Origin of the sequence: Janthinobacterium sp. PLB04 (assembly GCF_021165895.1) — a bacterium.
GTDB lineage: Bacteria > Pseudomonadota > Gammaproteobacteria > Burkholderiales > Burkholderiaceae_D > Janthinobacterium > Janthinobacterium lividum.
Genome location: NZ_CP088968.1, coordinates 4,205,503 through 4,230,945 on the forward strand (window position 1 = coordinate 4,205,503; position 25,443 = coordinate 4,230,945).

Genomic DNA, 25,443 nt, shown 5'->3' on the forward strand with positions numbered 1-25,443 from the left:
GTGGTGCGCCTTGCACAGTGGCATCGAAAAGCCGTCCAATGCCCTGCTTTGGTGCAAAAAATCCGCGCGCGTCGCTATTGGCTACGCAGTTGATAGTCGTATAAGATGAGCAACAAGCAAACAACAGGCAGACCATGGCTTATCCTATCGAACACAAACTGGTGATCGGGGTCGCTTCCAGCGCCCTGTTCGACCTGGCCGAATCGCACCAGGTCTACCTCGACAACGGCCCGGAGGAGTACCGCAAATACCAGGAAACGCATATCGACACGGTCTTGCCGCGCGGCGTGGCCTTTCCCTTCATTCGCCGCTTCCTGAACATCAACAAGCACTATCCGCGCCAGTCGCCCGTGGAAGTGGTGCTGTTTTCGCGCAATTCGCCGGAAACGGGCTTGCGCGTCATGCACAGCATCGCTCACTACGGCCTGGACATTTCGCGCGCCGCCTTCATGACGGGCAAGTCGCCGTATCCCTACCTGCCCGCCTTCAACGCGTCGCTGTTCCTCAGCGCGAATGAAGACGACGTGCGCAGCGCCCTGGCCTGCGACTATCCGGCCGGCCTGGTGCTGCCGTCGCGCACGGAAGACGACGAAAACGACGAGGAACTGCGCGTGGCCTTCGATTTCGACGGCGTGATCGCTGACGACGAAGCGGAAACCGTATTCAAGCGCAATAACGACGTCGATGAATTCCACGCCCATGAAACCCTGAACGTGGGCACGCCGCACCGCCCCGGCCCGCTGGCCGGCCTGTTCCAGAAGCTGGCCACCATGCAGCGCCTGGAAGAAAGGGCCCAGCGGCGCGATCCCGGCTATAAAAAGATCCTGCGCATCGCCATCATCACGGCGCGCAACGCCCCCTCGCACGAGCGGGTCGTGACGACCCTGAAAAGCTGGGGCGTGGCGGCCGACGAAACGTTTTTCCTCGGCGGCATGGACAAGTCCCGCGTGCTGGCCGTGTTCAAGCCGCATATCTTCTTCGATGACCAGTTGAGCCACCTCAAATCGGCGGGCGGCACCATCCCGATGGTGCATGTCCCGTTCGGCATTGCGAATGTCCGCGCAGGATAAAACCTGCTGCGCGTCGTGTTTTGCGGCCTGCGATGCTCACCGTACTAAAGTACGGTTGCGCTTCTTAGCCACAAATCACTGCCGCTCACGACGGTTTTCTCAAGCGCGGAGATATAAGTGATGGTCTATAATCTCGCCTGTCGGCGCCGTCACTGGCGGCGCTGCGCGCACCACAGCTGTCCCATTCAACTGCCTCTGCCACTAGTGTCATCGCCTGCATGTCCTTAGACTTAACAAAAGCCCTCCCCAAGCCCGGCAACCGCTATGCGCTGCCCGCCCTGTATGGTTCATCCGACGCCTATGCCCTGGCGCTGGCCGCGCTGGAATTGAAAGCGCGGGGCCAGATGCTGGCCGTGGTGGTGGCGCAGGCCAGCGATGGCCAGCGCCTGCTCGATGAAATCCCGTGGTTTGGCGGCAAGGACCTGCGCTGCCATTTGCTGCCGGATTGGGAAACCCTGCCCTACGACGCGTTTTCGCCGCACCAGGACCTGGTCTCCGAGCGCCTGGCCACCCTGCATGAAATCCAGACGCGCCAGTGCGACGTGCTGATCGTGCCGGCCACCACGGCCCTCGTGCGCCTGGCGCCGCCGTCCTTTTTGGCCGCCTACACCTTCTTCTTCAAGAAGGGCGAAAAGCTCGACGAAGCGCGCCTGAAGTCGCAGCTGACCCTGGCCGGCTACAGCCATGTCTCGCAAGTGATGTCGCCCGGCGAATACTCGGTGCGCGGCGGCCTGCTCGACCTGTTCCCCATGGGTTCGGCCTTGCCCTACCGGCTCGACCTGTTCGGCGACACCATCGAGACCATCCGCACGTTTGACGCCGACACCCAGCGCTCGCTGTATCCCGTGCATGAAGTGCGGCTGCTGCCGGGGCGCGAATTCCCCATGGATGAAGCGGCGCGCACCACCTTCCGCAACCGCTGGCGCGAGCAGTTCGAGGGCGACCCATCGCGCTCGGTCGTCTACAAGGACATCAGCAGCGGCATCGCCTCGGCCGGCATCGAATATTATCTGCCCCTGTTCTTCGAGCAGACGGCCACCCTGTTCGACTACCTGCCGCAAGACGCCTCGCTGGCCCTCGTGGGCGAGATCGACGCGGCCATTGGCCGCTTCTGGACCGATACCCAGTCGCGCTACCGCTTTTTGAAGGCGGACCGCGAACGCCCGATCCTGCCGCCCGAATCGCTGTTCCTGTCCGACGAGCAGTTCTTCGGCCTGGCCAAGCCGTATCCGCGCCTGGCGATCGCCAAATCGAACGATGCGCTGGCCTCCGAACTGTCGGCCCCCGTGCCGAACATCGCCGTCAACCGCCGCGCCGACGATCCGCTGGCCAACCTGCGCAGCTATTTGCTGCAAGCGGGCCGCCGCGTGATGATCTGCGCCGAATCGAACGGCCGCCGAGAAACCCTGCAGCAGTACTTCACCGAATACGACCTGCACCTGACGCCCGTGGAAGGCAGCGACGGCTTTTTGCAATCAAGCGCCAAGCTGATGCTGGGCGTGGCGCCGCTGCATGCGGGCTTCGAGCTGTTTACGCCGGAAGGAAATTTATCCTTCATCACCGAGACGGAGCTGTATGCCGGTTCCGGCCGCAGGGTCGGCACCAAGAAGCAGGAAGGCGTGACGCAGGTCGAATCGATGGTGCGCGACCTGTCGGAGCTGAAGATCGGCGACCCCGTCGTGCACATCAACCACGGCATCGGGCGCTACATGGGCCTGACCAGCATGGACCTGGGCGAAGGCGAGACGGAATTTTTGCATCTGGAGTACGCCAAGGACACCAAGCTGTACGTGCCCGTGTCGCAGCTGCACGTCATTTCCCGCTATTCGGGCGCTTCGCCGGAAGACGCGCCGCTGCATTCGCTCGGCTCGGGACAGTGGGAAAAGGCGAAAAAGCGCGCCGCCGAACAGGTGCGCGACACGGCCGCCGAGCTGCTCAACCTGTATGCCCGCCGCGCGCTGCGCCAGGGCCACTCGTTCGAATTCTCGTCGCACGACTACCAGCGCTTCGCCGACAGCTTCGGCTTCGACGAAACGCCGGACCAGGCCGAGGCCATCCACAACGTCATCAAGGACATGACTTCCGGCAAACCGATGGACCGCCTCGTGTGCGGCGATGTCGGCTTCGGCAAGACGGAAGTGGCGCTGCGCGCCGCCTTCATCGCCGTCATGGGCGGCAAGCAGGTGGCCATCCTGGCGCCCACCACCCTGCTGGCGGAACAGCATGCGCAAACCTTCGCCGACCGCTTTGCCGACTGGCCCGTGCGCATCGCGGAATTGTCGCGCTTCCGCAGCGGCAAGGAGATCACGCAGGCGTTCAAGGGCATGGCCGACGGCACCATCGACATCGTCATCGGCACGCACAAGCTGCTGTCCGACGACGTGAAGTTTACGCGCCTGGGCCTGGTCATCATCGACGAGGAGCATCGATTCGGCGTGCGCCAGAAGGAAGCCTTGAAGGCCCTGCGCGCGGAAGTGGACGTGCTGACCCTGACGGCCACGCCGATTCCCCGCACCCTGGGCATGGCGCTGGAAGGCTTGCGCGACTTTTCCATCATCGCCACGGCGCCGCAAAAGCGCCTGGCCATCAAGACTTTTGTCCGCAGCGAGGGCGAAGCCATCATCCGCGAAGCGTGCTTGCGCGAGCTCAAACGGGGCGGCCAGATCTACTTCCTGCACAACGAGGTGGAAACCATCCAGAACCGCCTGGCCATGCTGACGGAATTGCTGCCCGAGGCGCGCATCGCCGTGGCGCACGGCCAGATGCATGAACGCGACCTGGAAAAGGTCATGCGCGACTTCGTCGCCCAGCGTTTCAACATCTTGCTGTGCACGACCATCATTGAAACCGGCATCGACGTGCCGACGGCGAACACCATCATCATGCACCGCGCCGACAAGTTCGGCCTGGCGCAGCTGCACCAGCTGCGCGGCCGGGTGGGACGCTCGCATCACCAGGCCTACGCCTACCTGCTGGTGCACGACGTGCAGGGCCTGACCAAACTGGCGCAGCGCCGCCTGGACGCCATCCAGCAGATGGAAGAACTGGGCAGCGGCTTTTACCTGGCCATGCACGACCTGGAAATCCGCGGCGCCGGCGAGGTGCTGGGCGAGAGCCAGTCGGGCGAGATGACGGAAATCGGCTTCCAGCTGTATTCGGACATGCTCAACGAAGCCGTGCGCTCGCTGAAAGCGGGCAAGGAGCCGGACCTGGCGGCGCCACTGGCGTCCACCACCGAGATCAACCTGCACGTGCCGGCCCTGCTGCCGGCCGACTTCTGCGGCGACGTGCACGAGCGCCTGTCGATCTACAAGCGCCTGGCCAACTGCGCCACGCAGGACAAGATCGACGATATCCAGGAAGAGCTGATCGACCGCTTCGGCAAGCTGCCCGACGCCGTCAAGGCCCTGGTCGAGACGCACCGCTTGCGCATCGCGGCGAAAACCGTGGGCATCGTCAAGATCGACGTGCATGGCGAGGCGGCCACCCTGCAATTCATGGCCAAGCCGCCCATCGACCCGATGCGCATCATCGACCTGATCCAGAAGAACCGCCATATCAAGCTGCATGGCCAGGACAAGCTGAAAATCACGGCCGCCATGCCGGACCTGGCCGCGCGCGTGACGCAGATCAAGACCACCATCAAGCAATTGACGGTGTAGACCATTTCGACAATCTATGCAGGACTGCCCTATGACCAATACCAAGACCATCACCATGAATCTGATCCTGCAGGGCCTGGACGGCGATAGCGCCCGCCTCGAGCGCATCGCCGCGCTGGCCGCGCCCACGTCCATCACGCGCCTGGGCCCGAACGCCGTGCGCTGCGAGCAGATCGCCTATTCGCCGGCGCTGCGCCCCACCATCGAAGTGGCGGCCCAGGCGGCGCAGCTGGACGCCACCTACATGATGGGCCAGCGCGAACTGAGTGAATTCAAGCTGGTGGCAATGGACATGGATTCGACCCTGATCACCATCGAGTGCATCGATGAAATCGCCGACATGCAGGGCCTGAAACCGCAAGTGGCGGCCATCACGGAAGCGGCCATGCGCGGCGAACTCGATTTTAGCGCCAGCCTGAAGCAGCGCGTGGCCCTGCTCGAAGGCCTCGACGCATCGGCCCTGCAGCGCGTCTACGACGAGCGCCTGAAACTGTCGCCGGGCGCGCAAGCCATGCTGGCGGCCGTGCAGAAGGCCGGCCTGAAAACCCTGCTGGTGTCGGGCGGCTTCACCTTCTTCACCGAACGCCTGAAAGAGCGCCTCGGCCTCGACTACACGCACGCGAACGAACTGGAAATCGTCGACGGCAAGCTGACGGGCAAAGTCCTCGGCGGTATCGTCGACGCGGAAGAAAAGCAGCGCACGGTGGAGCGCGTGTGCAAGGAGATGGGTATTTCGCCGTCTGAAGCCATCGTCATGGGCGACGGCGCCAACGACTTGAAAATGATGGGCATCGCCGGCCTGTCCGTGGCCTTCCGCGCCAAGCCCGTGGTGCGCTCGCAGGCCGACGTGGCGCTGAACTTCGTGGGACTCGATGGCTTGCTCAACGTATTGACCTGAGTTGGCGTATCTGGCGGACGGTGCGCGCACGATGGCATAAGTTTGCTATATTGAAAACTTATATTCATCCCGCCACCCGATCGTGAAAGTACACCGCATGCCGCCACCGCTGCCAGAAGAGATACAACGCCACCTGGATGTGTTTGTCGCCGCCGCGCACAGCGCGTTTGGTGACGACCTTGCCGCCGCCGTGCTGTTTGGCTCGGCCGCCGATGGCCAGGTGCGCGCCACCTCCGACGTCAACCTGCTGTTGCTGCTCAAGCGTTTTACGCCGCAGGCGGCCGATACATTGCGCGGGCCCTTGCGCCTGGCGCACGCCGCCATCGATTTGCAGGTGATGTTCCTGCTCGAGGGCGAATTGACGCAGGCCGCCGACGCCTTCGCCGTCAAGTTCGCCGATATCATCGCGCGCCACAAGGTGCTGCACGGCCTAGACCCTTTCGCCAGCCTGCACACCAGCCGAGACGCCGTGCTGCGCCGGCTGCGGCAAGTGCTGCTCAACCAGCAGGTGCGCATGCGCGAACGGTATATGCTATTGAGCCTGAATGAGGAACAGCTGGCCGGCGCCATCGCCGACGCAGCCGGTCCGCTGCGTGCGGCGGCGGCCTCGCTGGCGCAGCTGGAGGGCAAGTCCGCGCTGTCCGGCAAGCAGGCGCTCGAAGCGTTTGTCGACCAGCTGGGCGACCCTGCCCTGCACTCCGCCTTGCAAGCCATGTCGGCGGCGCGCGAAACGGCGCGCCTGGTACCGGGGCAAGCCCTGCCCGCCTTTACAGGCTTGATGACGATTACCGGACACTTGCGCGAACACGCGGAGCACATGCGGTGAACGGCTTCAATCCCTTTGACTGGAGCGGGCCATGGTTCCTGCTGGCCTACCTGATCTTCGGCGTGCTCGTGTACTATCTCGCGCGCGAGCTGCTGATACGCCAGGAGCTGCGCAATCCGCATGCCAAGCTGTCGCTGGCCGATGATCCCTACCGCATCGCCTTCTTGCGCGGCGGCGCCCTCGAAGCCGTGAAAATTGCCGCCATCGTGCTGGTCGACCGCGGCTTGCTGCGCGCCGATGGCCCGCTGCTGGAAACGGCCAGCGCCGACAGCCTGCGCTTCGCCAATCACGACATCGAACGCGACGTGCTGCGGCTGTATCTGGGCCGCCAGGGCCACAGCAGGGAACTGGCCGAGCAGGCAGACATGCTGCCATCGTGCCGCGCCTACCTGGACTCCTTGAAATGGCAGGAATTGCTGGTCGGCCCGCGGCTGCTGCGCCGGCGCGAACGCATCACCGGGGCCGCGCGCTACCTGCTGCTGACGGTGGCCGCCGTCAAGGCCGTCATCGCCATCAGCCGCCAGCACTACAACCTGCTGTTCCTGGCCCTGCTGCTGGTGATATTCCTGCTCATGCTGCGCGGCTTGCGCACCCAGGCGACCAGCTGGAGCGCACAGCGGCTGCTGACCGACTTGCGCATGCTGTTTGGCCGCCTGAACATGCGCTCGTCGCGCCTGAACCCAGGCAGCAGCAGCGCCGACATGGCACTGCTGGCCGCCATCTTCGGCCTCGGCGCCCTGCCCTTGTCCGTGTACGCCTATGTCGCCGAGCTGTACCCGGTACCCCGGAAAAACACGGGCGGCGACTCCTCGTCCAGCAGCTCGGGCGACTCTTCATCGGGCGGTGGCGACGGGGGCGGCGACGGTGGCGGCTCTTCCGGTGGCTGCGGCGGCTGCGGCGGTGGTGGCGGCTGTGGCAGCTGACAAGGGGCCGGCACGCGACCGCGTCGGCCTGGGCTGGCGCGGCGAACTGGCTTCCGGCATCCTGTCCAACCTGGCGCACATCGACGTGCTGGAAGTGATCGCCGACGACTATTACCGCGCCTCGCGCGCCGGCATCGCCGCCTTGCGCAGCCTGGCGCGCCAGGTGCCGGTCAGCCTGCACGGCGTGGGAATGGGGCTGGCGTCGACGATTCCGGCCGACCCGCGCCGCCTGCATGCGATGGCGCGCCTGATGCACGAGGTGCAAGCCGAGTCGTGGTCCGAGCACCTGAGTTTTGTGCGCGCCGGCGGCGTGGAAATCGGCCACCTGGCGGCGCCGCCGCGCACGCCGCACAGCGCCGCCGGCGCCATCGCCAATATCGCGCTGGCCACGCGCATCGTCGGCAGCGCGCCGCTGATGGAAAATATCGCCACCCTGGTGCAGCCGCCCGCCAGCACCCTGGACGAAGCGGCATGGCTGGCGCAGATCATCCACGGCGCGCAAGTGCCGCTGCTGCTCGACCTGCACAACCTGTATGCGAATGCCGTCAATTTTGGCGAGTCGCCGGAGGAACTGCTGCTGCGCTTGCCGCTGGACAGGGTCGGCGCCGTGCACCTGAGCGGCGGCCACTGGATCGACGCGCCGGGCGGCGGCCAGCGCCTGCTGGACGACCATCTGCACGACGTGCCGCCCGCCGTCTTCGCCCTGTTGACCGTGCTGGCGCGCCAGGCGCCCCAGCCCCTGACGGTGATCGTCGAACGCGACGGCAATTACCCATCGTTCGAGCATGTGCTGGACCAGCTGGAACTGGCGCGCGCGGCCTTGCGCGCGGGGCGAAACGCATGAGTTCCCCCGCACTGGAAACCTACCTGGCAAGGCTGTACACGGACGACGCCCTGCGTGCAGCCTTCCTGCGCGAGCCCCGTGCGCAAGCCTTGCTGCAGGGCTTGTCGCCACAGGAAGTCGATGCCATGGCATCGATGGACCACATCGGCCTGCAGATGGCGGCGGCCAGCTATCGTGCCAAGCGGGCCGGACGCGCCGAACAGGGCGGCCAGCCCAGGCCGGCGCAGCGCTGGTGGCGCCGGCTGCTGGCTGCCTGGACCTGACGGCCTACAAGTGCCACAGCCGCAGCGGCAGCAGCCCCCACCAGGCCAGCACCAGCAGCAGCTGCAAGGCCGCCAGCAAGGCCACCCAATCCCATTTCGCCCACGAGCCTGCCTCAGCCGCCGTGCCGCGGCTGCGCCAGCAGCGCGCCAGGCCGAACGCCGTCGCCAGCGGCAGCGCGCCTGTCGCCAGTGCCAGCAGCACGCTGGCGATGGTGACGTCGCCCAGGCGCAGGTAGGACTGGAAATAGAAAAACGGCAGCGGCAAGAGCAGCGCCAGCAGCGACAGCAAGGGCGCGAACAGATGGTCGCCCCGTCCCAGGCTGCGCCGCGCAGCGCGCCACACGCCCACCACCAGCACATACAGCAAGCCGGCAGCACCCAGGGCCAGGCTGCCCCACAGCACCAGCATGCGCAGCATCGATGCGCGCTCATAGCTGCGCAAGCCGTCGCTGAGCACATGCTTGCCATCCTCTTGCATCAGCACGTGCGACGGCGTGCTGCGGTCGCTGGCGCGGAACAGCAAGCCGCCCACCGGTTCCAGTTCCTTAGGCTCGCCCTGGAACGGGATCAGGAACAGCGACTCGCCATCCCATTTCAGGCGCGTAAAGCCAAAGACGGCATCGACCCAGGCCATGCTGGCCATGGGGCTGGGCGACGGCACGTACACGCCCTGCCAGTTTTCCACCGTGGGCGCGGGCGTGCCGCGCGGGGCCGGCGCGCGCAGCGGCAGCTCCAAGTCGCGCAACAGCAGGCGGTTGAAGCGTTCATAGTCGGCCTGCTCCGCATCCGTATTGAAGGCCACGAAGAAGGCGCTGTCCTGCTCCGGATAGATGCACAGCATGGCGCGGAAACCCACGGCCGTGCCAGGATGGCAGGCCCCCACCACATTGTGGCGGTCGCGCACGGCAAGCGCCAGGCCGTGGCCCGTTGCCAGGCCCGCCTGCGCCGCGTCCGTGCCGGCCGGTTCGGACAAGGCGCCCATCAGCGCCATGTCGATGAATTGCTTGTCCTGCAGCTTGCCGTCGCCCATGAGGAATTGCGCCAGCTTGCCCATGTCGGCCGCCGTGGTGGTAAATTGCGCGGCCGGACGCAGGTATTGGGGCACGGCCGGCTGCGCCACGCCATGCTCGAAGTGGCCCATGGCCAGGCGCGGGTCGGCATGCGCTCCCGCCTGCGTGCTCATTTGCGTGACGAAGGCAAACGTGCTGTCCGCCATGCCCAGCGGCTGCAGCAGCTGCGCGTCGAGGTAACGCTCGTACGGCTGGCCCGTGACTTTCTCGATCACCATGCCCAGCAAGCCATAGCCCATGTTCGAATACGCGTAGCGGCTGCCGGGCCGCGCGCGCACGCGCAGCAGATTGCGGCCGCCGTCAAACGCCTCGGCCAGCGCCATGTCCGGCGCCGGGTTCAGGCTGAACGCCTGCCAGAAGCGCACGTTATCGAGGCCGGACGTGTGCGCCAGCAGGTGGCGGATGCGCACGGGATCGCTGGCTTGCCAAGGGTTTTTCAGCGCCAGTTCCGGCAGCACCTGCTGCAGGGGCGTGTCGAGCGTGAGCCGGTCTTCGCTGACCAGGCGCAAGATACCCAGCGCCAGCGCCACCTTGCCCACGGAGCCCACCTGCATGCGCGTGTCCGCCTGCATGGGTATTTGCTTGGCAGCATCGCGCAAGCCGGACGCGCCAACTTTGACTGTTCCGTCGGGCAAGACTTCACTCCAGACAGCGCCCGCCAGGCCCTCTTCCTTCAAGCCGGCGGCAAACTCCGCTTCCAGGGGGCCGGCGGCGTGGGCCACGCTGGCGCACAGCAGCAAGGCCGGCAAGGCCTGGCGCAGCCATGATCTGGCGCGCGCGGCCAGGGTGGGATAGCGATCTCGTTTCAACAATGTATTCTGCCTTTTTGCATGGACTGCGCTCCCGTGCCGCTTTGCTTGTTACAATTAAAAATTGAGCAACGACGGGAGCTTTCATGTCACAAGATATTATTTTGGATACCCAACTCCAGCAGACCAAGAACCTGGCCTGGTGGTTGTACCTGATACATGGCGCCAGCTTTGTGTTTTCGCTGGGCGCATTTTCCTTCATTCCGCTCATCATCAATTATGTGAAGCGGGACGAGGCGGCCGGGACCTTCGTGCACAGCCATCACAGCTGGATGATCCGTTCCTTCTGGTGGTATGCGGCCTGGATTGTCGTCGGCGCCATCCTGTGGATCACGCTGATCGGCATTCCGCTGGCACTCATCGTGTGGGGCGTGGCCTGGCTATGGAAAGCCTACCGCTTGCTGCGCGGCTTCCTCGACCTGAACAACAACAAGCCCGTGCCCATGTAAAAGGTGCTTCGCGGCAAGCCAACGGCTTGCCGCTGCCTACATCGCCGCGAACGCCCGTTCGATATCGGCGATTAGATCCTGCGGATCTTCCAGTCCCACGTTCAGGCGCACCAGCTGGCCCGGCAACTTCCAGCCCTTGCGCATGGCCGCGATGCGGTACGGCATCACCAGGCTGTTTGCGCCACCCCAGCTGTAGCCAATCTTGAACAACTGCAGGGCATCGACGAAGCGGTCCGTCTGCGCTTCCGTGTAGCGGGCATCGAACAGCACGGAAAACAGGCCGCCCGCGCCCGTGAAATCGCGCTGCCAGATGGCGTGGCCGGGGCAATCCTCGAAAGCCGGATGCAGCACCGTGGCAATTTCGCTGCGTCCCTTGAGCCAGGCGGCCACCGTGCGCGCGCCCGCATCGTGGGCGTCAAAGCGCAGTTTCATGGTGGGCAAGCCGCGCAGCAGCAGGTAGGCGTCGTCCGCCCCCACGCCCATGCCCAGACGCATGTGCGCCTGCGCCAGGCGGTCGTGCAGCGCCCGCTCGCGCGTAATGAGCGCGCCCATGAGCACATCCGAGCCGCCCGACTGGTATTTCGTCAGCGCCTGCATGATGATGTCCACGCCCAGCTCAAAGCCGCGCAGGGCCAGGCCGGCCGACCAGGTGTTGTCCAACGCGACCAGCACGCCGCGCGCGTGGGCGGCCGCGCAGATGGCGGGCAAGTCCGGCACTTCCATCGTCACGGAACCGGGCGCTTCCGTCCAGATGAGCTTGGTATTCTCCTGGATCAAGGCGGCGATGCCGGCGCCGATGAGCGGATCGTAATAGCGGGCCGTGATGCCGAAGTCCTGCGACAGCCAGCGTCCCAGTTCGCGGTTCGGGTTGTAGATATTTTCCGGCAACAAGACGTCGTCGCCCGTTTTCAGCAGGGCAAAGTCCGCCATGGCGATGGCCGCCAGGCCCGACGGCGCCAGCAGGCAATATTTGCCCCCTTCGATCTCGGCCAGCCGCGCTTCCAGCGTGAAGGTGGTGGGCGTGCCGTGCAAGCCGTAGGTATAGGCATTCTTCTCTTTCCAGTCGCCCGAGCGCATGGCCGCCACATCCTTGAACAGCACGGTCGATGCGTGATGTATGGCGTTGGGAAACGCGGCAAAGCCTTGCGGCGCCTGGTAATCGCTGTGGATCAGCGCGGTTTGCGGAGATTTGGGTGTGGTCATGGCGTCGGCAAATAAAAAAAGGCGGATCAGCAATTGCTGTTCCGCCTTGATTGTAAGGGCTTATGCCCTTGCCTGCCGTACGTCTGACAGAGTGTTACACCTGCGAAAAAACGTTCAGGCCAAGGCGCGCTGCCGAGGACAGTACTTTACTGTACGGCAAGGTAGCGCAACGCAGGCATGGACGTTTTTTACTCGGCCGCGCCCCACAAGTCATGCGCATCGGCTGATGTAATCGTCACATCAACGAATTGGCCGACCGCCAGCTTGCGGTGCGGCTCGAATGGCGGCTTGACATACACGACGCCATCGATTTCCGGCGCGTCGGCGGACGAGCGGCCCACGCCGCCGGAGCGGGTGACTTCATCGATCAGCACGCGCACGGTCTTGCCGACCTTGGCTTGCAAGCGTTTCTTGGAAATTTCTTCCTGCAGCAGCATCACGCGGCCGCGGCGCTCTTCGCGCAGCTCTTCCGGCACGGGGTTGGCGATGGCGTTGGCGGTCGCGCCTTCGACAGGCGAATACGCGAAGCAGCCGAGGCGGTCGATCTGCGCTTCCTTGAGGAAGTCCAGCAAGTACTCGAATTCCGCTTCCGTTTCGCCTGGGAAACCGGCGATGAAGGTCGAGCGTATCGTCAGGTCCGGATTGATCGCGCGCCAGGCCTGGATGCGGTCGAGGTTTTTCTCGCCGCTGGCCGGACGCTTCATGCGTTTCAACACGTCAGGATGCGCATGCTGCATCGGAATGTCGAGGTAAGGCAGGATGTGGCCGCCGCTCATCATCGGGATGATCTGGTCCACGTGCGGGTATGGATACACATAGTGCAGGCGCACCCAGGCGCCGTAGGTCTTGGCCAGTTCGCCCAGCGCTTCCGTCAGCTGCGTCATGTGGGTTTTCACGGGACGGCCGTTCCAGAAGCCGGAACGGAATTTCACGTCCACGCCATACGCGGAGGTGTCTTGCGAAATGACCAGCAATTCCTTGACGCCGGCCTTGAACAGGTTTTCCGCCTCGATCATCAGTTCGCCGATCGGACGCGAGACGAGGTCGCCGCGCATCGACGGGATGATGCAGAAGCTGCAACGGTGGTTGCAGCCTTCGGAAATTTTCAGGTAAGCATAGTGCTTCGGCGTCAGCTTGACGCCTTGCGGCGGCACCAGGTCGAGGAATGGCGCATGCGGTTTCGGCAGGTGAAAGTGGACGGAATCCATCACTTCGGCCAGCGCGTGCGGGCCCGTGACGGACAGCACTTTCGGGTGCACCTTCATGATGATGTCGTCGCCGGCAGCATCTTTCTTGGCGCCCAGGCAACCGGTCACGATCACTTTGCCGTTTTCAGCCAGCGCTTCGCCGATGGCGTCGAGCGACTCTTGCACGGCAGCATCGATAAAACCGCAGGTGTTGACGATCACCAGATCGGCGCCAGCGTAGGATTTCGCCGTTTCGTAGCCTTCGGCGCGCAGTTGGGTCAGGATTTGTTCGGAGTCGACCAGCGCTTTCGGGCAGCCGAGCGAGACAAAGCCCACTTTCGGCGCCGCACCTGGCATGGCCAGCATGGCCTCGGGCTGGGCGGAAGGAACGGGAATACGGTGAATTTCAGACATAGTTGGCAGCTAGAAAATGGTGAGGCGAATCGGCTATTGTACCCCGAGCCGCCCCTTGCTGTCAGCGCGGACTCCTTTTGCTGCCGCATCTGCAACGCTTCCACCGCAACTATGTTCCGGCCACTGTCATCGGGTGAGTGCTTGAAGCAGGTTCCGCCACGCATCACCGGTATCAAGAAATTAAAAAATAATGCCACAAAGAAACTAATGACTGGCATATAATTGTTTTTTAAAAAACTAAATGAGTCCCATGTCTTTTTCCATTTCCAATCTGAAAGCGCGGCGCCTGGCTGTCGCGGCTTACGGTTTGAGCGCATTGCTGCTGAACGGCTGCGCCGTCAACACCTCGGTGGTTGATCCACTGAAAATGCAAGCACAATCGGGAGAAACCCCGGTGGCGGTCAGCATCACATCGAATACCAAAGATATTTACGGTTTCAATATGATCAAGTTACGCCGTGTCGTGGCGGGGGAGCAGCGCAGTGATTTCAAGCTGGTTTCCGAAAACCTGGTGATGAAAAAGGTCGAAAGCGCGATGGCAGGCGATACATCCCTGTTCCTTGGCGCCCTGCCGCCTGGCGAGTATGAGTTTGTCGAATTGATCGATACCCGTGCCAACAAGCTATTGCATGTGTACTCGACCATCGTGGGAAGCTTCAAGATCGAAGCGGGCAAATCGACGGATCTGGGCCGGCTGATCGTGACACGCGGCAATTTCGGCGTGCAATACGGCCGTAGCGCCCAGGTGGCATCGAATGCGGAATTGATCCGGCGCTTTGCCCCTGACTACAACGCCATGTTCGGCGCTGCTGCCGCTCCTGGCTGGAGCACGCCACGCCACGCCCAGGACGATGTCGAGCAATTTGCCCGCGCCCACCCGGCTGGGGCCGAGTGCACCACCGAAATGCCCGATGGCCGGGTGGCTGCCGCCAGCCGCATGGGTGCCGTCCTGATGCGCTCGACGCAAGGGCTATGGAGCATCCTCAATGCGCCATCGGTGGAGTCGCTGTCCTGCGTGTTTCCTGTCGACCTGCCCAATGCCGAATTGATTGCGGTAGGCGAATCCGGTTCCCTGCTCCGCAAGGCGCGTGACAGTGAGCAGCTGTCGCCTGTCGATACAGGCAACCTACCGCCCGGCAATCTGCTGCGCATCGGGGGCAACCCCAGGGATGGCTGGTACCTGATGCATCGCAAGGGAGACGAGTTGAACATTTTCCATGCGAGCCAGCTGGACGCTGGCGACTGGCGATCCGTGTACCACGCCACCTTGCCCGGATCCTGGCTGCATGGCCCGGGCTTGCTCTGGACGTGGCAAGATGCGGGCCGCATCGGCTATGCGCTGGAAAGCGGCTTGATCGGCGAACTCGATTACAGCACGGGCAAGTTGACCGAACGCTTTAGTCCGCACAAGAAAAACCTGACGCAATTTACCCATCAACCGAATGGGACGGAAAGCGTTCTGGTAGCGGCTGGCTTGGCGGGAAGATTTCCCGACGCCTATATTTCACGGGATCGCGGCCAGAACTGGAAGACGATCGTTTCGCCATTCAAAGTCCTGATGTCGCCCGTGGCGCCGCTCAATGACGGCAGATTGCTGATGGAAGCGGGCATGTATAACGAGGGCGCACTGCTGGTCAGCAGCGACGATGGTCGAACCTGGGGGCCGTATGCACCATATACATTGCGTCAGACGCCAATGATTTTCCCTTCCGGCCTTGCGCTCAATATCCAGGAAGATTTCAAGGGTCGCGTCAGCATTTACAGTTCCATGGACAATGCCAAAACATGGAAGCTCGAGCATTCAAACCAGGACCTGCTCTCCACGCTGCAACAACTGAAGCAATAGCATGCAGCATCGGCAGCCGCCGGCATGCCATCCGCAAAGCACAACGGCACAGGAATTCCTGTGCCGTTGTGTGGCCCGTATTGGCTGCGGCTTACTTTTTGTCCGTCGGCGGCACTGGCGGCACAAACGGGAAGGTGCCGAACAGATTCTTGCTCTGGCTCTGCATCTGTTCCTGCATCTGCACGAACAGGCTCTTGCTCTGGTCGATGTAATTGTTCATCATGCCTTGCATCATCGGGCCCTGGACATTCATGAACTGGGTCCACATTTCCGGGCTGAATGGCTTTCCTTCGAAACTGCCGGCCGACGTACCCGTGAATTTGTGCTGGATATCGGTGAACGCTTGCACGTTCTTTTCCAGGTAGGATCCCATCATGCCCTGCATGGCGTGGCCATAGTAGCGGATGATCTGCGACAGCACGCTGCTCGAGAACATGGGCGCGCCGTTTGCTTCCTCTTCCAAAATGATTTGCAGCAAGATGCTGCGCGTCAAATCTTCATTGGATTTGGCATCGACGACGGTAAACACCTCATTGTCCAACACCAGCTGCTTGACGTCCGTCAAGGTGATGTAAGAACTGGTTTGCGTGTCATACAGACGGCGGTTGGGATATTTTTTAATCAGGCGGTCTATACTTTTTTTTGCACTACTCATCACAAGTTCCACTTATTGCGCCGCAGCGCATACTGAGTTAATCCGAAAAAAAAGCGAACGTGGGTCCGCTTTCGCACCTGCCTACTTTTTCCATTATAGAGTGGAAAACGGCTCCATTGCACATCAGGGTAGTAGATTCCCGCATTTATTGCAACGCAACTAAGAGTAGATTCTTGACAAGACCGGAGATTACGCCGGTCTTGTCAGGCCAGAAGCTTTTGTAAACTAGTCCGCCCTGACTTTAACATACCGCCCCGGCGCCGGCTCGATTGCCGCGTGGCGTTTGTTGCCCGGCTTGCCCGGCGCCTTGACCTGCGTGCCGCCGTGTTCGGCCAGGAAGGCCGCCCATTCGGGCCACCAGCTGCCCACGTGCTCGGTCGCGCCTTCCATCCACTGCTCGGCGCTCAAGGGCTTGGCTTTCGCCGTGCGTGGCTGGTCATTGCTCCAGTAACTGCGTTTTTTCTTCGACGCCGGGTTGATCACGCCGGCGATATGGCCCGAAGCGCCAAGGATAAAACGGTTGGTTTTCGGTTTTTTCGGGTTCAGCAAGGCCGTGCTGGCGTAAGCCGCGCCCCACGGCACGATATGGTCTTCGCGCGAACCGTAGATGAAAGCGGGCGCGTCGATGCTGCTCAGGTCGACCTTTTCCCCGGCCACCGTCAGCTTGCCCGGCACTTTCAGGCTGTTTTCCAGGTAAGTGTTGCGCAGATACCAGCAGAACATGGGGCCAGGCAAGCCGGTGCCATCGCCATTCCAGTACAGCAAGTCAAACGCGGGCGGCTCCTTGCCCTTCAGATAATTCGACTGCACGTAGTTCCACACGAGGTCGTTCGGTCGCAGGCTGGAGAAAGTGCTGCCCAGGTCGCGGCCCGACATCAGGCCACCCTTGGCCAGGGTTTGCTCGCGCAGCGCCACTTGCGGCTCATCGATAAAGACGTCGAGCGCGCCCGTGTCGCAGAAATCGAGGAAGGTGGTCAACAGGGTCAGGCTGGCGGCCGGATTCTCGCCCCGCGCCTTGAGCACGGCCAGCGCCGTCGAGACAATGGTGCCGCCCACGCAAAAGCCAAACATATTGAGCTTGTCCTGGCCGCTGATTTCCTGCGTAACCTGGATGGCTTCGATCACGCCTTGCTCCACGTAATCGTCCCACGTCAGGTGCTGCATGCTCAGGTCCGGATTGCGCCAGGACATGAGGAACACGGTATTGCCCTGCTCCACCGCATAGCGCACGAGCGAGTTTTCCGGCTGCAAGTCAAGGATATAGAATTTATTGATACATGGCGGCACCATCAGCAGCGGCCGCTGGTGTACCGTGGGGGTGCTTGGCGTGTACTGGATCAGCTGGAACAAGGCATTTTCAAACACCACCGTGCCCGGCGTGGTGGCCACGTTGCGGCCCACTTCGAAGGCCGATTCGTCGGACTGCGAAATGCGGCCCTTGCCCATATCGGCCAGCATGTTGCTCAAGCCCTTGGCCAGGCTTTCGCCCTTGGTCTCGATCAGGGTTTGCTGGGCGTCGGGATTGGTAGCGAGAAAGTTGGCGGGCGACATGGCGTCGACGATTTGCTGCACGGCAAACGCAATCTTTTGCTTCTGGTGCGGCGTCGCTTCCACGGCGTCGGCCATGGCACTGAGAAACTCGGCGTTCAGCAAATAGGCGGCCGCATTGAAGGCCGACAGGGGGCTGGCGTGCCAGGCGGGTGCGGAGAAACGGCGGTCTTTCAGCTCCGGCGCCTTGCCGGCCATAAAGTCGGCCCACAAGCCCGTCAGCTTGGCCACGTAGGCATTTTTCAGTTGCTCGATCGCTTCCGGCTTGATGCTGGCGCCCGCATCCTGCAAAATGCCGGCAATCGGATTGCCCTGGGGCTGCGGTACCATGTTGAACCACGTCTTCCACTGTTCAGGATTGCTGATCTGCGCCATCCATTCCTTGGTCATCATTTGAGGATCGGGCATGTTCATAGCTATATAAATCCATTCAAGAATTGATAAATAATTACTTCCGGGCCACCTGCATGCAAACTCTTACTGACTGCCAATACCAATGATGCTCATGACCGCTGTTGCCTGGATCTATGTCGTCGGCCTCATGGCGCTGACGGAACCGTCCATCGTTGCCGGGGTGATGACCTTCGTGCTGTACTGCGTCATCCCGCTGTCCATCCTATTCTATCTGACGGGCTCAAGGAGACGCAAACGCAAGGCGGCGCGCATCGCGGAACTGCAGGCCCGCGCGCTGGCCTCAGCAGACGATAAAACAAAAACGGCAGACACATAAGTGTCTGCCGTGCAGATTATTTGCGCCAGATCAAGCTGGCCTGTCGTCCCGTGACGCCATCGCGCCGGTACGAGTAAAACTGCGCCGCATCGCTGACGGTGCAATATTCCCCGCCCGCCACTTGCGCCACGCCATCGCGCAGCAGCATGGTGCGCGCCAGCGCATAGATGTCCGCCAGATACTTGCCCGGCTTGCCAGCGATGGCGGCAAAGGCGCTGGACAACACTTGCCGCTCAGCATCATCTCGCGCGCCGTCGCGAAACGCTTGCAGCACGTCGTGTCCCACCTCGAATTGCTGCGGACCAATCGCCGGCCCCAGCCAGGCAAGGATATCCGTCGCACCCTGCGCGCGCATGCTGTCCACCGTGCGCTGCAAGACGCCGTTGGCCAGGCCGCGCCAGCCCGCATGGGCCGCACCGACGACCATACCATCCGTCGAGCAGAACAGCACCGGCAGGCAATCGGCCGTCATCACGACGCACACGGCGCCCGCCTGCGTGGCGATGCTGGCGTCGGCATCGGGCACGCAACCGTCCAGCTTCCCGGCATCGGCCACAGCCACGCCATGCACCTGCGACAGCCAGGCCGGCTGCGCTGGCAAGACGGTCGCCAGACGCGCGCGGTTGGCCAGCACGTGCGCAGGATCATCGCCCACGTGCGTGCCCAGGTTCAAGCCGCCGCCGCCCTGCCCGTCACCATACGGACCCTGGCTGACGCCGCCCGCGCGCACGGTCGCCAGCGCGCCCACGTTCGCGGGCAAGCCTGGCCAATGGGGAGTGATATAAGGCAAGGCAGCCGTCATCAGACCTGTTCCGGCTCGGGAATGCCGGCGGTGGCGATCAGCTGAGCGAAATCATCGGCCAGCGGCACAATCCACTCGCACGCTTCCAGGGTACCCGGATGCACGAGGCCCAGGCGGCGCGCCTGCAGTGCCTGGCGCGAGAAGACGGACACCAGGTGCTGCTTGCCGTACACGTAGTCACCAACCAGCGCAAAGCCCAGGTGCTGCATGTGCACGCGGATCTGGTGCGTGCGGCCTGTTTCCAGGCGGCATTGCATCAGGCTCACGGGACGGCGATCGAGTTCGCCGCTGCCGATCAATTCATAGTGCGTGATGGCAGGCTTGGCGGTGAAATTCTCCGAGACAGCCATCTTGACGCGGTCACGCGGGTGGCGCGCGATGGAGGCATCGATGGTGCCCGCCATTTTCGGCGTGCCCCACACGAGCGCGAAATACTCGCGCTTGACGGTACGCGCCTGCAACTGGCGCACCAGGTCCGTTTGCGAAGCGAGCGTCTTGCCGACGACCATCAGGCCGCTCGTATCCTTGTCCAGACGGTGCACGATGCCGGCGCGCGGCACGCCAGCCAGCTGCGGGCAGTGGTGCAGCAGGCCGTTGAGCAAGGTGCCCGACCAGTTGCCGGGCCCCGGATGAACGACCAGTCCGGCCGGTTTGTTGATGACGATGATATGCTCATCTTCGTGCACGATGTTCAATTCCATCGCTTCCGGCTTAAAAGCCTCGTCTTCCGGCGCGCTTTGCGGCAGAATGACGATCTTCTCGTCGCCATAGGCGGTCATGTTGCGTTTGGCAACTTTTCCATCGACGGTCACGAAACCGGCTTCCAGCCACAATTGCAAGCGGCTGCGCGAGTATTGCGGCACCAGCTGGGCGATGACTTTATCGAGGCGGTGGCCGCAGGCGTCCGGCGTCAGTTCCAATGTAATCGGGGCCATTTCCTCGAAGACGTCGTCGGCGGCAAAATCGCCGTCAAACGCCTCTTCGGCAGCATGGTCAGAAAGGGAGTCAAACGCGGGGTCAGCCAAATTAGGCTTCGGAGTTAATATCACAGCATTCCCATCGGCTATAATCAGCCTATTGTAAAATCTTGGTTAAAACCTTCTTGCAAAACGTCATGCAAAAAAAATTATCGTTGGTAGTCGCTTCAGTCGTTCTGCTCGGCATGTCCGCTTGCAGCTTGTTGCCTGAAAAAGTGGATGAGACCAAAAACTGGTCCGTTACGAAATTATACTCGGAGGCGCGTGAAGAAATGGCCGGGCAGCACTATGAAGCTGCAATCGGCCTGTTCCAGAAGCTGGAGGCTAACTATCCTTTCGGCAACTATGCTCTGCAAGCGCAGATGGAGATCGCTTACGCGTATTATAAGTCGGGAGACCAGGCGCAGGCACTGGCTGCCGTCGAACGCTTCATCAAGTTGCATCCGAACCACGCCAATGTAGACTATATGTACTACTTGCGGGGCCTGATCAGCTTTAACGACCAGATCAGCTTCCTGAACTTCCTGTACGAGCAAGACCCCACCGAGCGCGATCCGAAAGCCACGCGCGAAGCGTTTGCGGCCTTCAAGCAACTGGTCGACAAGTTCCCAAATAGCAAATACGCGCCCGATTCGCTGGCCCGCATGAACTATTTGATCGATGCCATGGCGAAATACGAAGTGCACGTGGCGCGCTATTACTTCCGCCGCGGCGCCTACCTGGCGGCCGCCAACCGCGCGCAAACGACGGTCAGCGACTTCCGTGCCTCGCCGGCCATCGAAGAAGCGCTGTTCATCATGTACCGCTCGTATGACAAGCTGGGCTTGACCGACTTGCGCGACGATGCCTTGCGCGTGCTGACCAAGAACTACCCGAACACGGCATTCCTCAGCCCGGAAGGGGTGAACAAGGAACGCAAGTGGTGGAAATTCTGGCAGTAAGTTGCAATAAAAAACCGGGCTAGCCCGGTTTTTTTACTTATTCGCCAACCTTGCGCCGGAACACCCAGCTCGTATCGTTCGACGCTTCCGGCACGAAACCATAGCCATCGACATCGAATTGCTTCAGTTGCTGCGGGTCGCGGATCTGGTTGACTGCCGCATAGCGGGCCAGCATGCCGCGCGCGCGCTTGGCGTAGAACGAGATGATTTTATACTTGCCGTTCTTCCAGTCCTCGAACACGGGCGCGATGACGGGCACGTCCAGCTGGCGCGGCTTGACGGATTTAAAATATTCTTCGGAAGCAAGATTGACCAGCACTTTCGCCCCCTGCTCCCTGGCCGTGCGGTTCAGTCCATTGGTGATGGTGTCGCCCCAGAACGCGTACAGATCCTTGCCGCGCGCGGTCGACAGGCGCGTGCCCATTTCCAGGCGGTGCGGGTGGATCAGGTCCAGCGGGCGCAGCAAGCCGTACAGGCCCGACAGGATGCGCACGCGCGACTGGGCATAATCGAGCTGGGCCGGCTGCAGGCTGCGGGCCTCGAAACCGGCATACACGTCGCCATTGAAAGCCATGATGGCCTGGCGCGCTTCCGCCAGCTTGGGCGTCCAGGAAGCGTAGCGGGCCACGTTCAAGGCGGACAAGGCGTCGGAAATGCCCATCAGGCTGCCCACTTCGGCAGGCGAGAACTGGCGCATGCGCTCGATCAGCTGGGCGGAATGGTCGAGAAAATCGGGGGTGCTGTGCAACGAGGTTGTTGGCGGCGTCTCCAGGTCGAGACTCTTGGCGGGCGAAAGCACGATCAACATAAATTATCACTACAGAATAGAATTGCCGACATGATACCTGCTCCACAAAAACTCGTCCTCGACACCAACGTTTGCCTCGACCTGTTCGTCTTCAACGACCCGCGCTGGGCGCCCCTGCTGGCGGCCATGGAAAGCGGCGCCGTGCACGCCATCACGCGCGAAGATTGCCGCGCGGAATATCTGGTCGTGTTGCACTACAAGCATCTGCCGCTCGATGAAGCCAGCCGCGCCGTCGCCGCCGCCCGCTTCGACGCGCATATCAGCGTGGTGGCGCCGCCCGTCTCCGGCGTGCGCCTGCCCGTCTGCACGGACAAGGATGACCAGAAATTCCTCGAACTGGCGCGCGACGCCAACGCCGACATCCTCATCACCAAAGACAAGGCCCTGCTGAAACTGGCCCGCAAGACGGCCAAGGCCGGCATGTTCAAGATCATGGTGCCGGAAGGCTGGGCATTGCCAGGCTGAGGCGCCAAAGCCCCACACGCAACGGGGCGCGCTGCGCTAGAATGGGGAACGATTCCACTTTCCGCACCGCGACCCTACCGTTCATGAACAGCCCGTCCCTGCCCTACCCGACTCCCGCCCTGACCACCCGCCTGCCTCTCGTGGGTACCACCGTGTTTACCCGCATGTCCAGCCTGGCGGCCCAGCACGGCGCCGTCAACCTGGGCCAGGGCTTTCCCGATTTCGATTGCGCCCCAGAACTGGTCGACCTCGTCAACGACGCCATGCGCGCCGGCCATAACCAGTATCCGATGATGACGGGCGCCGCCCCCCTGCGCGAAGCCATTGCCGCGAAGATCGCCAGCTTGTACGGCCACAACTATGACGCAGGCACGGAAATCACCGTCACGGCCGGCGCCACGCAGGCGCTCACCACGGCCATCCTGTGCTGCGTGCACCCGGGCGACGAAGTCATCGTCATCGAACCGGCCTACGACAGCTATCTGCCCGCCATCGCGCTGGCCGGCGGCGTGCCCGTGCTGGTGTCGATGCAGGTGGGCGAAGAGGGCTACTGCGTGCCGTGGGACAAGCTGGCCGCCGCCGTCAGCCCCAAGACGCGTTTGATCATCATCAATACGCCGCACAATCCGACGGGCACGATTTTGCGCCCTGCCGATGTGGCCGCGCTGGCCGACATCGTGCGCGGCACGCAAATTTTGATCCTGTCCGACGAAGTGTATGAACACATGGTGTACGACGGCGTGCCGCATGCGTCGCTCTCGCGCAACCCGGAACTGGCGGCGCGCAGCTTCATCGTTTCCAGCTTTGGCAAGACGTATCACGTGACGGGCTGGAAGGTCGGCTATGTGGCGGCCCCGGCCGCCTTGACGGCGGAGTTTCGCAAGGTGCACCAGTACAACGTCTTTACCGTCAACACGCCGATGCAGCACGGCTTGGCCGCCTACATGGCGGACCCGCAACCCTACCTGGACTTGCCCGCGTTTTACCAGCACAAGCGCGACCTGTTCCGCGACGGCCTGGCGGGCAGCCGCTTTACCCTGCTGCCGGCCGACGGCACGTATTTCCAGTGCGTGCGCTACGATGCCATTTCGCAAGAGACCGAAGCGCAGTTCGCCGAATGGCTGACGGCGGAAATCAAGGTGGCCGCCATTCCCGTGTCCGCGTTTTATGCGCAGGGCAAGGAATCGGGCATCGTGCGCTTCTGCTTTGCCAAGAAAGACGAGACCTTGCGCCTGGCGCTGGAGCGCCTGCGCAGCATTTAATGTAAATACGGCACTGCTGCGCTGCGGCGCAGAGAATGACTGAGGAACAACAACATGGTACAGCGTCGCATCGGCCCGGCCGACCTGGTTCCCGGCGAACCCCTGCCCTGGGATCTGTTTCTGGCCGACCATAGCGCCGGCCCGCAACTGCGCAAGGGACAGATCATCACGGATGGCGCGCAACTGGGGCGGCTAATGCAGCTGGGTCTGTATGTGGGCACGCCGGATCAGCCGTCCGTCTTGCGCCTGCTCAACGAGGCGGCGCAGCGCCTGGAACGCTTGCTGTTGGCCTTGCGCAGCGAAAACAATGCCGAGCGCGACGTGCGCGACATCGCCCGCGAACTGCTGCGCGCGCTGGAGCACGATGCCGATATCGCCCTGGCCAGCATCCTGCTCAATCAGATCGCCGGCAGCTACGCCGTGCGCCACTGCATCGAAACGGCCTTGCTGGCCATGCTGGTGGGCCGCAGCATGCACAAGTCCCACGATGAACTGCTGTTGATCGGCGCGGCCGCGCTGACGATGAACGTGGGCATGCTGCGCCACCACGACAGTTTCCAGGACCGGCGCGGCCCCCTGAATGACGACGAAATGCGCATCGTGCGCCAGCACCCGCAGGAAAGCGCGGAATTGCTGCGCTGCGCGGGCGTCGATGACGAGGAATGGCTGAGCTGCGTGCTCCTGCACCATGAAAACGACGATGGCAGCGGCTACCCGCAGGGGCGCACGGCCGACGAAATCCTGCAAAATGCCAAGCTGATCGGCCTGGCCGACCGCTATTGCGCCCGCGTCTCGGCGCGCAACTACCGCCGCTCCATCGTGCCCGACCAGGCACTGCAGCATATCTTCCTCGACCAGGGCGTGCCCATCGACGCGCTGCTGGGCGAACAGTTCGTCAACTTGCTGGGCAAATATCCGCCCGGCACCCTGGTGCGGCTGCGCAGCGGCGAGCTGGGAGTGGTGACGCAACGGGGCGCCGGCCACGTGCATCCGCTCAGCGACCCGCTGGGCGCGCCGCTGGCCCCCGCCGAGCTGGCACAACTGTCTCCCCGCGACACGGCCGACAGCCGCTACGCCATCGTGTCATCACTGCACGAGGACGATGCCGGCCTGCATTTCAGCATGCGGCATGTGTGGGGGGACGAGGCGAGGTTGTAGGCTGGCCGGGCAACGCCGGGCGCCAGGCACGGGGCACTTCACGGTTTCGGCGGGCGGATGCCCGTGTACTGTGCGCTGACCAGCAGCCATTGCTTGTCGACAAGCCGAGCGACATAACCGGCGCGCAGGGCGAAGCTGCGGGCGGCCCCATCCTGGTTGAGACGGTAGGACAGGCGCGCCGAGATGAGTGCCGTATCGCCAAACAGGCGCACCACCGGTTCATCGACCTGGAGCTGGGGACTCGGCCGCTTCTGCTCCGGCGCATAGAAGGCGAGCATTTTTTCACGCCCGTCCACCTCGCCTACCGGCGATATTTCCACATAATTCTCCGCCGTGATGGCGTTCAAGGCCACTTGATCAAAGTTACTCTGCGCCTGCGCATGGCGCTGTACCAAGGCGACCAGTTCGGCATCGGCGGGAGCCGCGTGCGCGCTGCCGATCACGCCCAAGGCGCCCAGCAAACAAGTGGAGAGGACATGTGGAAGGGTCAATTTCATGCGTATTCATCCTGATCGAGGTCATTGAGAAGCATCCGTTGCCTGCCGCGGCAATATCGGACACTCGCTGGCGGGCGGCGCATCGCGAGAAAGCCCACTGTATGCTATCCCCTTGCCCTTTTCTCGCGCCGGCCAT

General features: G+C 62.8%; 23 protein-coding genes. 14 read left to right on the forward strand and 9 right to left on the reverse strand.

The genetic code is table 11. From position 1 onward, the window contains the following. Positions 1-134 precede the first annotated feature (134 nt). The 7 genes from LSO07_RS18490 to LSO07_RS18520 all read left to right on the forward strand — a co-directional run bounded on the left by LSO07_RS18490 (position 135) and on the right by LSO07_RS18520 (position 8,486). Positions 135-1,070, forward strand: coding sequence for a 5'-nucleotidase (locus tag LSO07_RS18490; RefSeq protein WP_034782963.1), 936 nt, complete (start codon positions 135-137; stop codon positions 1,068-1,070). A 218-nt stretch (positions 1,071-1,288) separates the two neighbouring features. Then, positions 1,289-4,732 (forward strand): transcription-repair coupling factor, encoded by a 3,444-nt coding sequence (gene mfd / locus LSO07_RS18495; protein WP_151096229.1) that lies wholly within the window; start codon positions 1,289-1,291, stop codon positions 4,730-4,732. A gap of 55 nt (positions 4,733-4,787) precedes the next feature. After that, positions 4,788-5,630 carry a phosphoserine phosphatase SerB gene (serB, locus tag LSO07_RS18500; protein ID WP_070256887.1) on the forward strand — a complete coding sequence of 281 codons (843 nt, stop codon included), beginning with the start codon at positions 4,788-4,790 and terminating at the stop codon, positions 5,628-5,630. 97 nt (positions 5,631-5,727) lie between these two features. Further along, positions 5,728-6,456 (forward strand): nucleotidyltransferase domain-containing protein, encoded by a 729-nt coding sequence (locus tag LSO07_RS28390; protein WP_151096230.1) that lies wholly within the window; start codon positions 5,728-5,730, stop codon positions 6,454-6,456. Further along, positions 6,453-7,379, forward strand: coding sequence for a TIGR04222 domain-containing membrane protein (locus LSO07_RS18510; protein WP_176375896.1), 927 nt, complete (start codon positions 6,453-6,455; stop codon positions 7,377-7,379). The genes LSO07_RS28390 and LSO07_RS18510 overlap by 4 nt, the downstream gene beginning before the upstream one ends. Then, on the forward strand, positions 7,369-8,223 hold the full coding sequence (locus tag LSO07_RS18515; RefSeq protein WP_191909720.1) for a DUF692 domain-containing protein: 855 nt from the start codon (positions 7,369-7,371) through the stop codon (positions 8,221-8,223). The genes LSO07_RS18510 and LSO07_RS18515 overlap by 11 nt, the downstream gene beginning before the upstream one ends. After that, a complete protein-coding gene (locus tag LSO07_RS18520; RefSeq protein WP_092605444.1) occupies positions 8,220-8,486 on the forward strand; it encodes a hypothetical protein in 267 nt (88 codons plus the stop codon). Before LSO07_RS18515 ends, LSO07_RS18520 begins: the two co-directional genes overlap by 4 nt. 4 nt (positions 8,487-8,490) lie before the next feature. Here the strand turns inward: LSO07_RS18520 and LSO07_RS18525 are convergent, their stop codons facing one another. Continuing rightward, a complete protein-coding gene (locus tag LSO07_RS18525; protein WP_191909721.1) occupies positions 8,491-10,365 on the reverse strand; it encodes a serine hydrolase domain-containing protein in 1,875 nt (624 codons plus the stop codon). Positions 10,366-10,451: 86 nt separating this feature from the next. On the opposite strand from LSO07_RS18525, the gene LSO07_RS18530 reads away from it, so the two are divergent. Further along, entirely contained in the window at positions 10,452-10,814 is a 363-nt protein-coding gene (locus tag LSO07_RS18530) for a DUF4870 family protein (protein WP_070256844.1), read from the forward strand. Between the two features lie 36 nt (positions 10,815-10,850). On the opposite strand, the gene LSO07_RS18535 is transcribed toward LSO07_RS18530, so the two are convergent. Both LSO07_RS18535 and rimO read right to left on the reverse strand, forming a co-directional pair. Then, positions 10,851-12,017 (reverse strand): cystathionine beta-lyase, encoded by a 1,167-nt coding sequence (locus tag LSO07_RS18535; RefSeq protein ID WP_070282004.1) that lies wholly within the window; start codon positions 12,015-12,017, stop codon positions 10,851-10,853. 188 nt (positions 12,018-12,205) lie between these two features. Further along, positions 12,206-13,561, reverse strand: a complete 1,356-nt coding sequence (gene rimO / locus LSO07_RS18540) for a 30S ribosomal protein S12 methylthiotransferase RimO (RefSeq protein ID WP_175444794.1) — start codon at positions 13,559-13,561, stop codon at positions 12,206-12,208. A 307-nt stretch (positions 13,562-13,868) separates the two neighbouring features. Here rimO and LSO07_RS18545 point away from each other — a divergent pair, with 307 nt between their 5' ends. Continuing rightward, a complete protein-coding gene (locus LSO07_RS18545) occupies positions 13,869-15,464 on the forward strand; it encodes a hypothetical protein (RefSeq protein WP_151096232.1) in 1,596 nt (531 codons plus the stop codon). A 91-nt stretch (positions 15,465-15,555) separates the two neighbouring features. On the opposite strand, the gene phaR is transcribed toward LSO07_RS18545, so the two are convergent. Then, positions 15,556-16,119 carry a polyhydroxyalkanoate synthesis repressor PhaR gene (phaR, locus tag LSO07_RS18550; RefSeq protein WP_010399000.1) on the reverse strand — a complete coding sequence of 188 codons (564 nt, stop codon included), beginning with the start codon at positions 16,117-16,119 and terminating at the stop codon, positions 15,556-15,558. A gap of 225 nt (positions 16,120-16,344) precedes the next feature. Continuing rightward, entirely contained in the window at positions 16,345-18,081 is a 1,737-nt protein-coding gene (gene phaC / locus LSO07_RS18555) for a class I poly(R)-hydroxyalkanoic acid synthase (RefSeq protein ID WP_191909722.1), read from the reverse strand. A gap of 82 nt (positions 18,082-18,163) precedes the next feature. On the opposite strand from phaC, the gene LSO07_RS18560 reads away from it, so the two are divergent. Next, positions 18,164-18,397, forward strand: coding sequence for a hypothetical protein (locus LSO07_RS18560; protein WP_306558479.1), 234 nt, complete (start codon positions 18,164-18,166; stop codon positions 18,395-18,397). Between the two features lie 16 nt (positions 18,398-18,413). Here LSO07_RS18560 and pgeF read toward each other — a convergent pair whose 3' ends face one another. Together pgeF and LSO07_RS18570 are read right to left on the reverse strand one after the other, a co-directional pair. Further along, positions 18,414-19,199 carry a peptidoglycan editing factor PgeF gene (gene pgeF, locus LSO07_RS18565; RefSeq protein WP_151096233.1) on the reverse strand — a complete coding sequence of 262 codons (786 nt, stop codon included), beginning with the start codon at positions 19,197-19,199 and terminating at the stop codon, positions 18,414-18,416. Beyond that, positions 19,199-20,224, reverse strand: coding sequence for an RluA family pseudouridine synthase (locus tag LSO07_RS18570; protein ID WP_034781141.1), 1,026 nt, complete (start codon positions 20,222-20,224; stop codon positions 19,199-19,201). Before LSO07_RS18570 ends, pgeF begins: the two co-directional genes overlap by 1 nt. A gap of 89 nt (positions 20,225-20,313) precedes the next feature. Between LSO07_RS18570 and LSO07_RS18575 the strand changes: the two genes are divergently transcribed. After that, complete coding sequence (locus LSO07_RS18575; RefSeq protein WP_034781139.1) at positions 20,314-21,117, forward strand: outer membrane protein assembly factor BamD; 804 nt, start codon at positions 20,314-20,316, stop codon at positions 21,115-21,117. 37 nt (positions 21,118-21,154) lie between these two features. On the opposite strand, the gene yaaA is transcribed toward LSO07_RS18575, so the two are convergent. Beyond that, a complete protein-coding gene (yaaA, locus tag LSO07_RS18580; protein WP_070281999.1) occupies positions 21,155-21,925 on the reverse strand; it encodes a peroxide stress protein YaaA in 771 nt (256 codons plus the stop codon). Between the two features lie 30 nt (positions 21,926-21,955). Here yaaA and LSO07_RS18585 point away from each other — a divergent pair, with 30 nt between their 5' ends. The 3 genes from LSO07_RS18585 to LSO07_RS18595 all read left to right on the forward strand — a co-directional run bounded on the left by LSO07_RS18585 (position 21,956) and on the right by LSO07_RS18595 (position 24,810). Then, positions 21,956-22,390 (forward strand): putative toxin-antitoxin system toxin component, PIN family, encoded by a 435-nt coding sequence (locus LSO07_RS18585; RefSeq protein ID WP_034781135.1) that lies wholly within the window; start codon positions 21,956-21,958, stop codon positions 22,388-22,390. A gap of 83 nt (positions 22,391-22,473) precedes the next feature. Next, the gene (locus tag LSO07_RS18590; protein ID WP_151096234.1) at positions 22,474-23,652 is read left to right on the forward strand and encodes a pyridoxal phosphate-dependent aminotransferase; all 1,179 of its coding nucleotides are present in this window, start codon (positions 22,474-22,476) and stop codon (positions 23,650-23,652) included. A 54-nt stretch (positions 23,653-23,706) separates the two neighbouring features. Then, positions 23,707-24,810 carry an HD-GYP domain-containing protein gene (locus tag LSO07_RS18595; protein WP_034781130.1) on the forward strand — a complete coding sequence of 368 codons (1,104 nt, stop codon included), beginning with the start codon at positions 23,707-23,709 and terminating at the stop codon, positions 24,808-24,810. A gap of 38 nt (positions 24,811-24,848) precedes the next feature. On the opposite strand, the gene LSO07_RS18600 is transcribed toward LSO07_RS18595, so the two are convergent. Next, complete coding sequence (locus LSO07_RS18600; protein ID WP_081345643.1) at positions 24,849-25,307, reverse strand: nuclear transport factor 2 family protein; 459 nt, start codon at positions 25,305-25,307, stop codon at positions 24,849-24,851. Positions 25,308-25,443 lie beyond the last annotated feature (136 nt).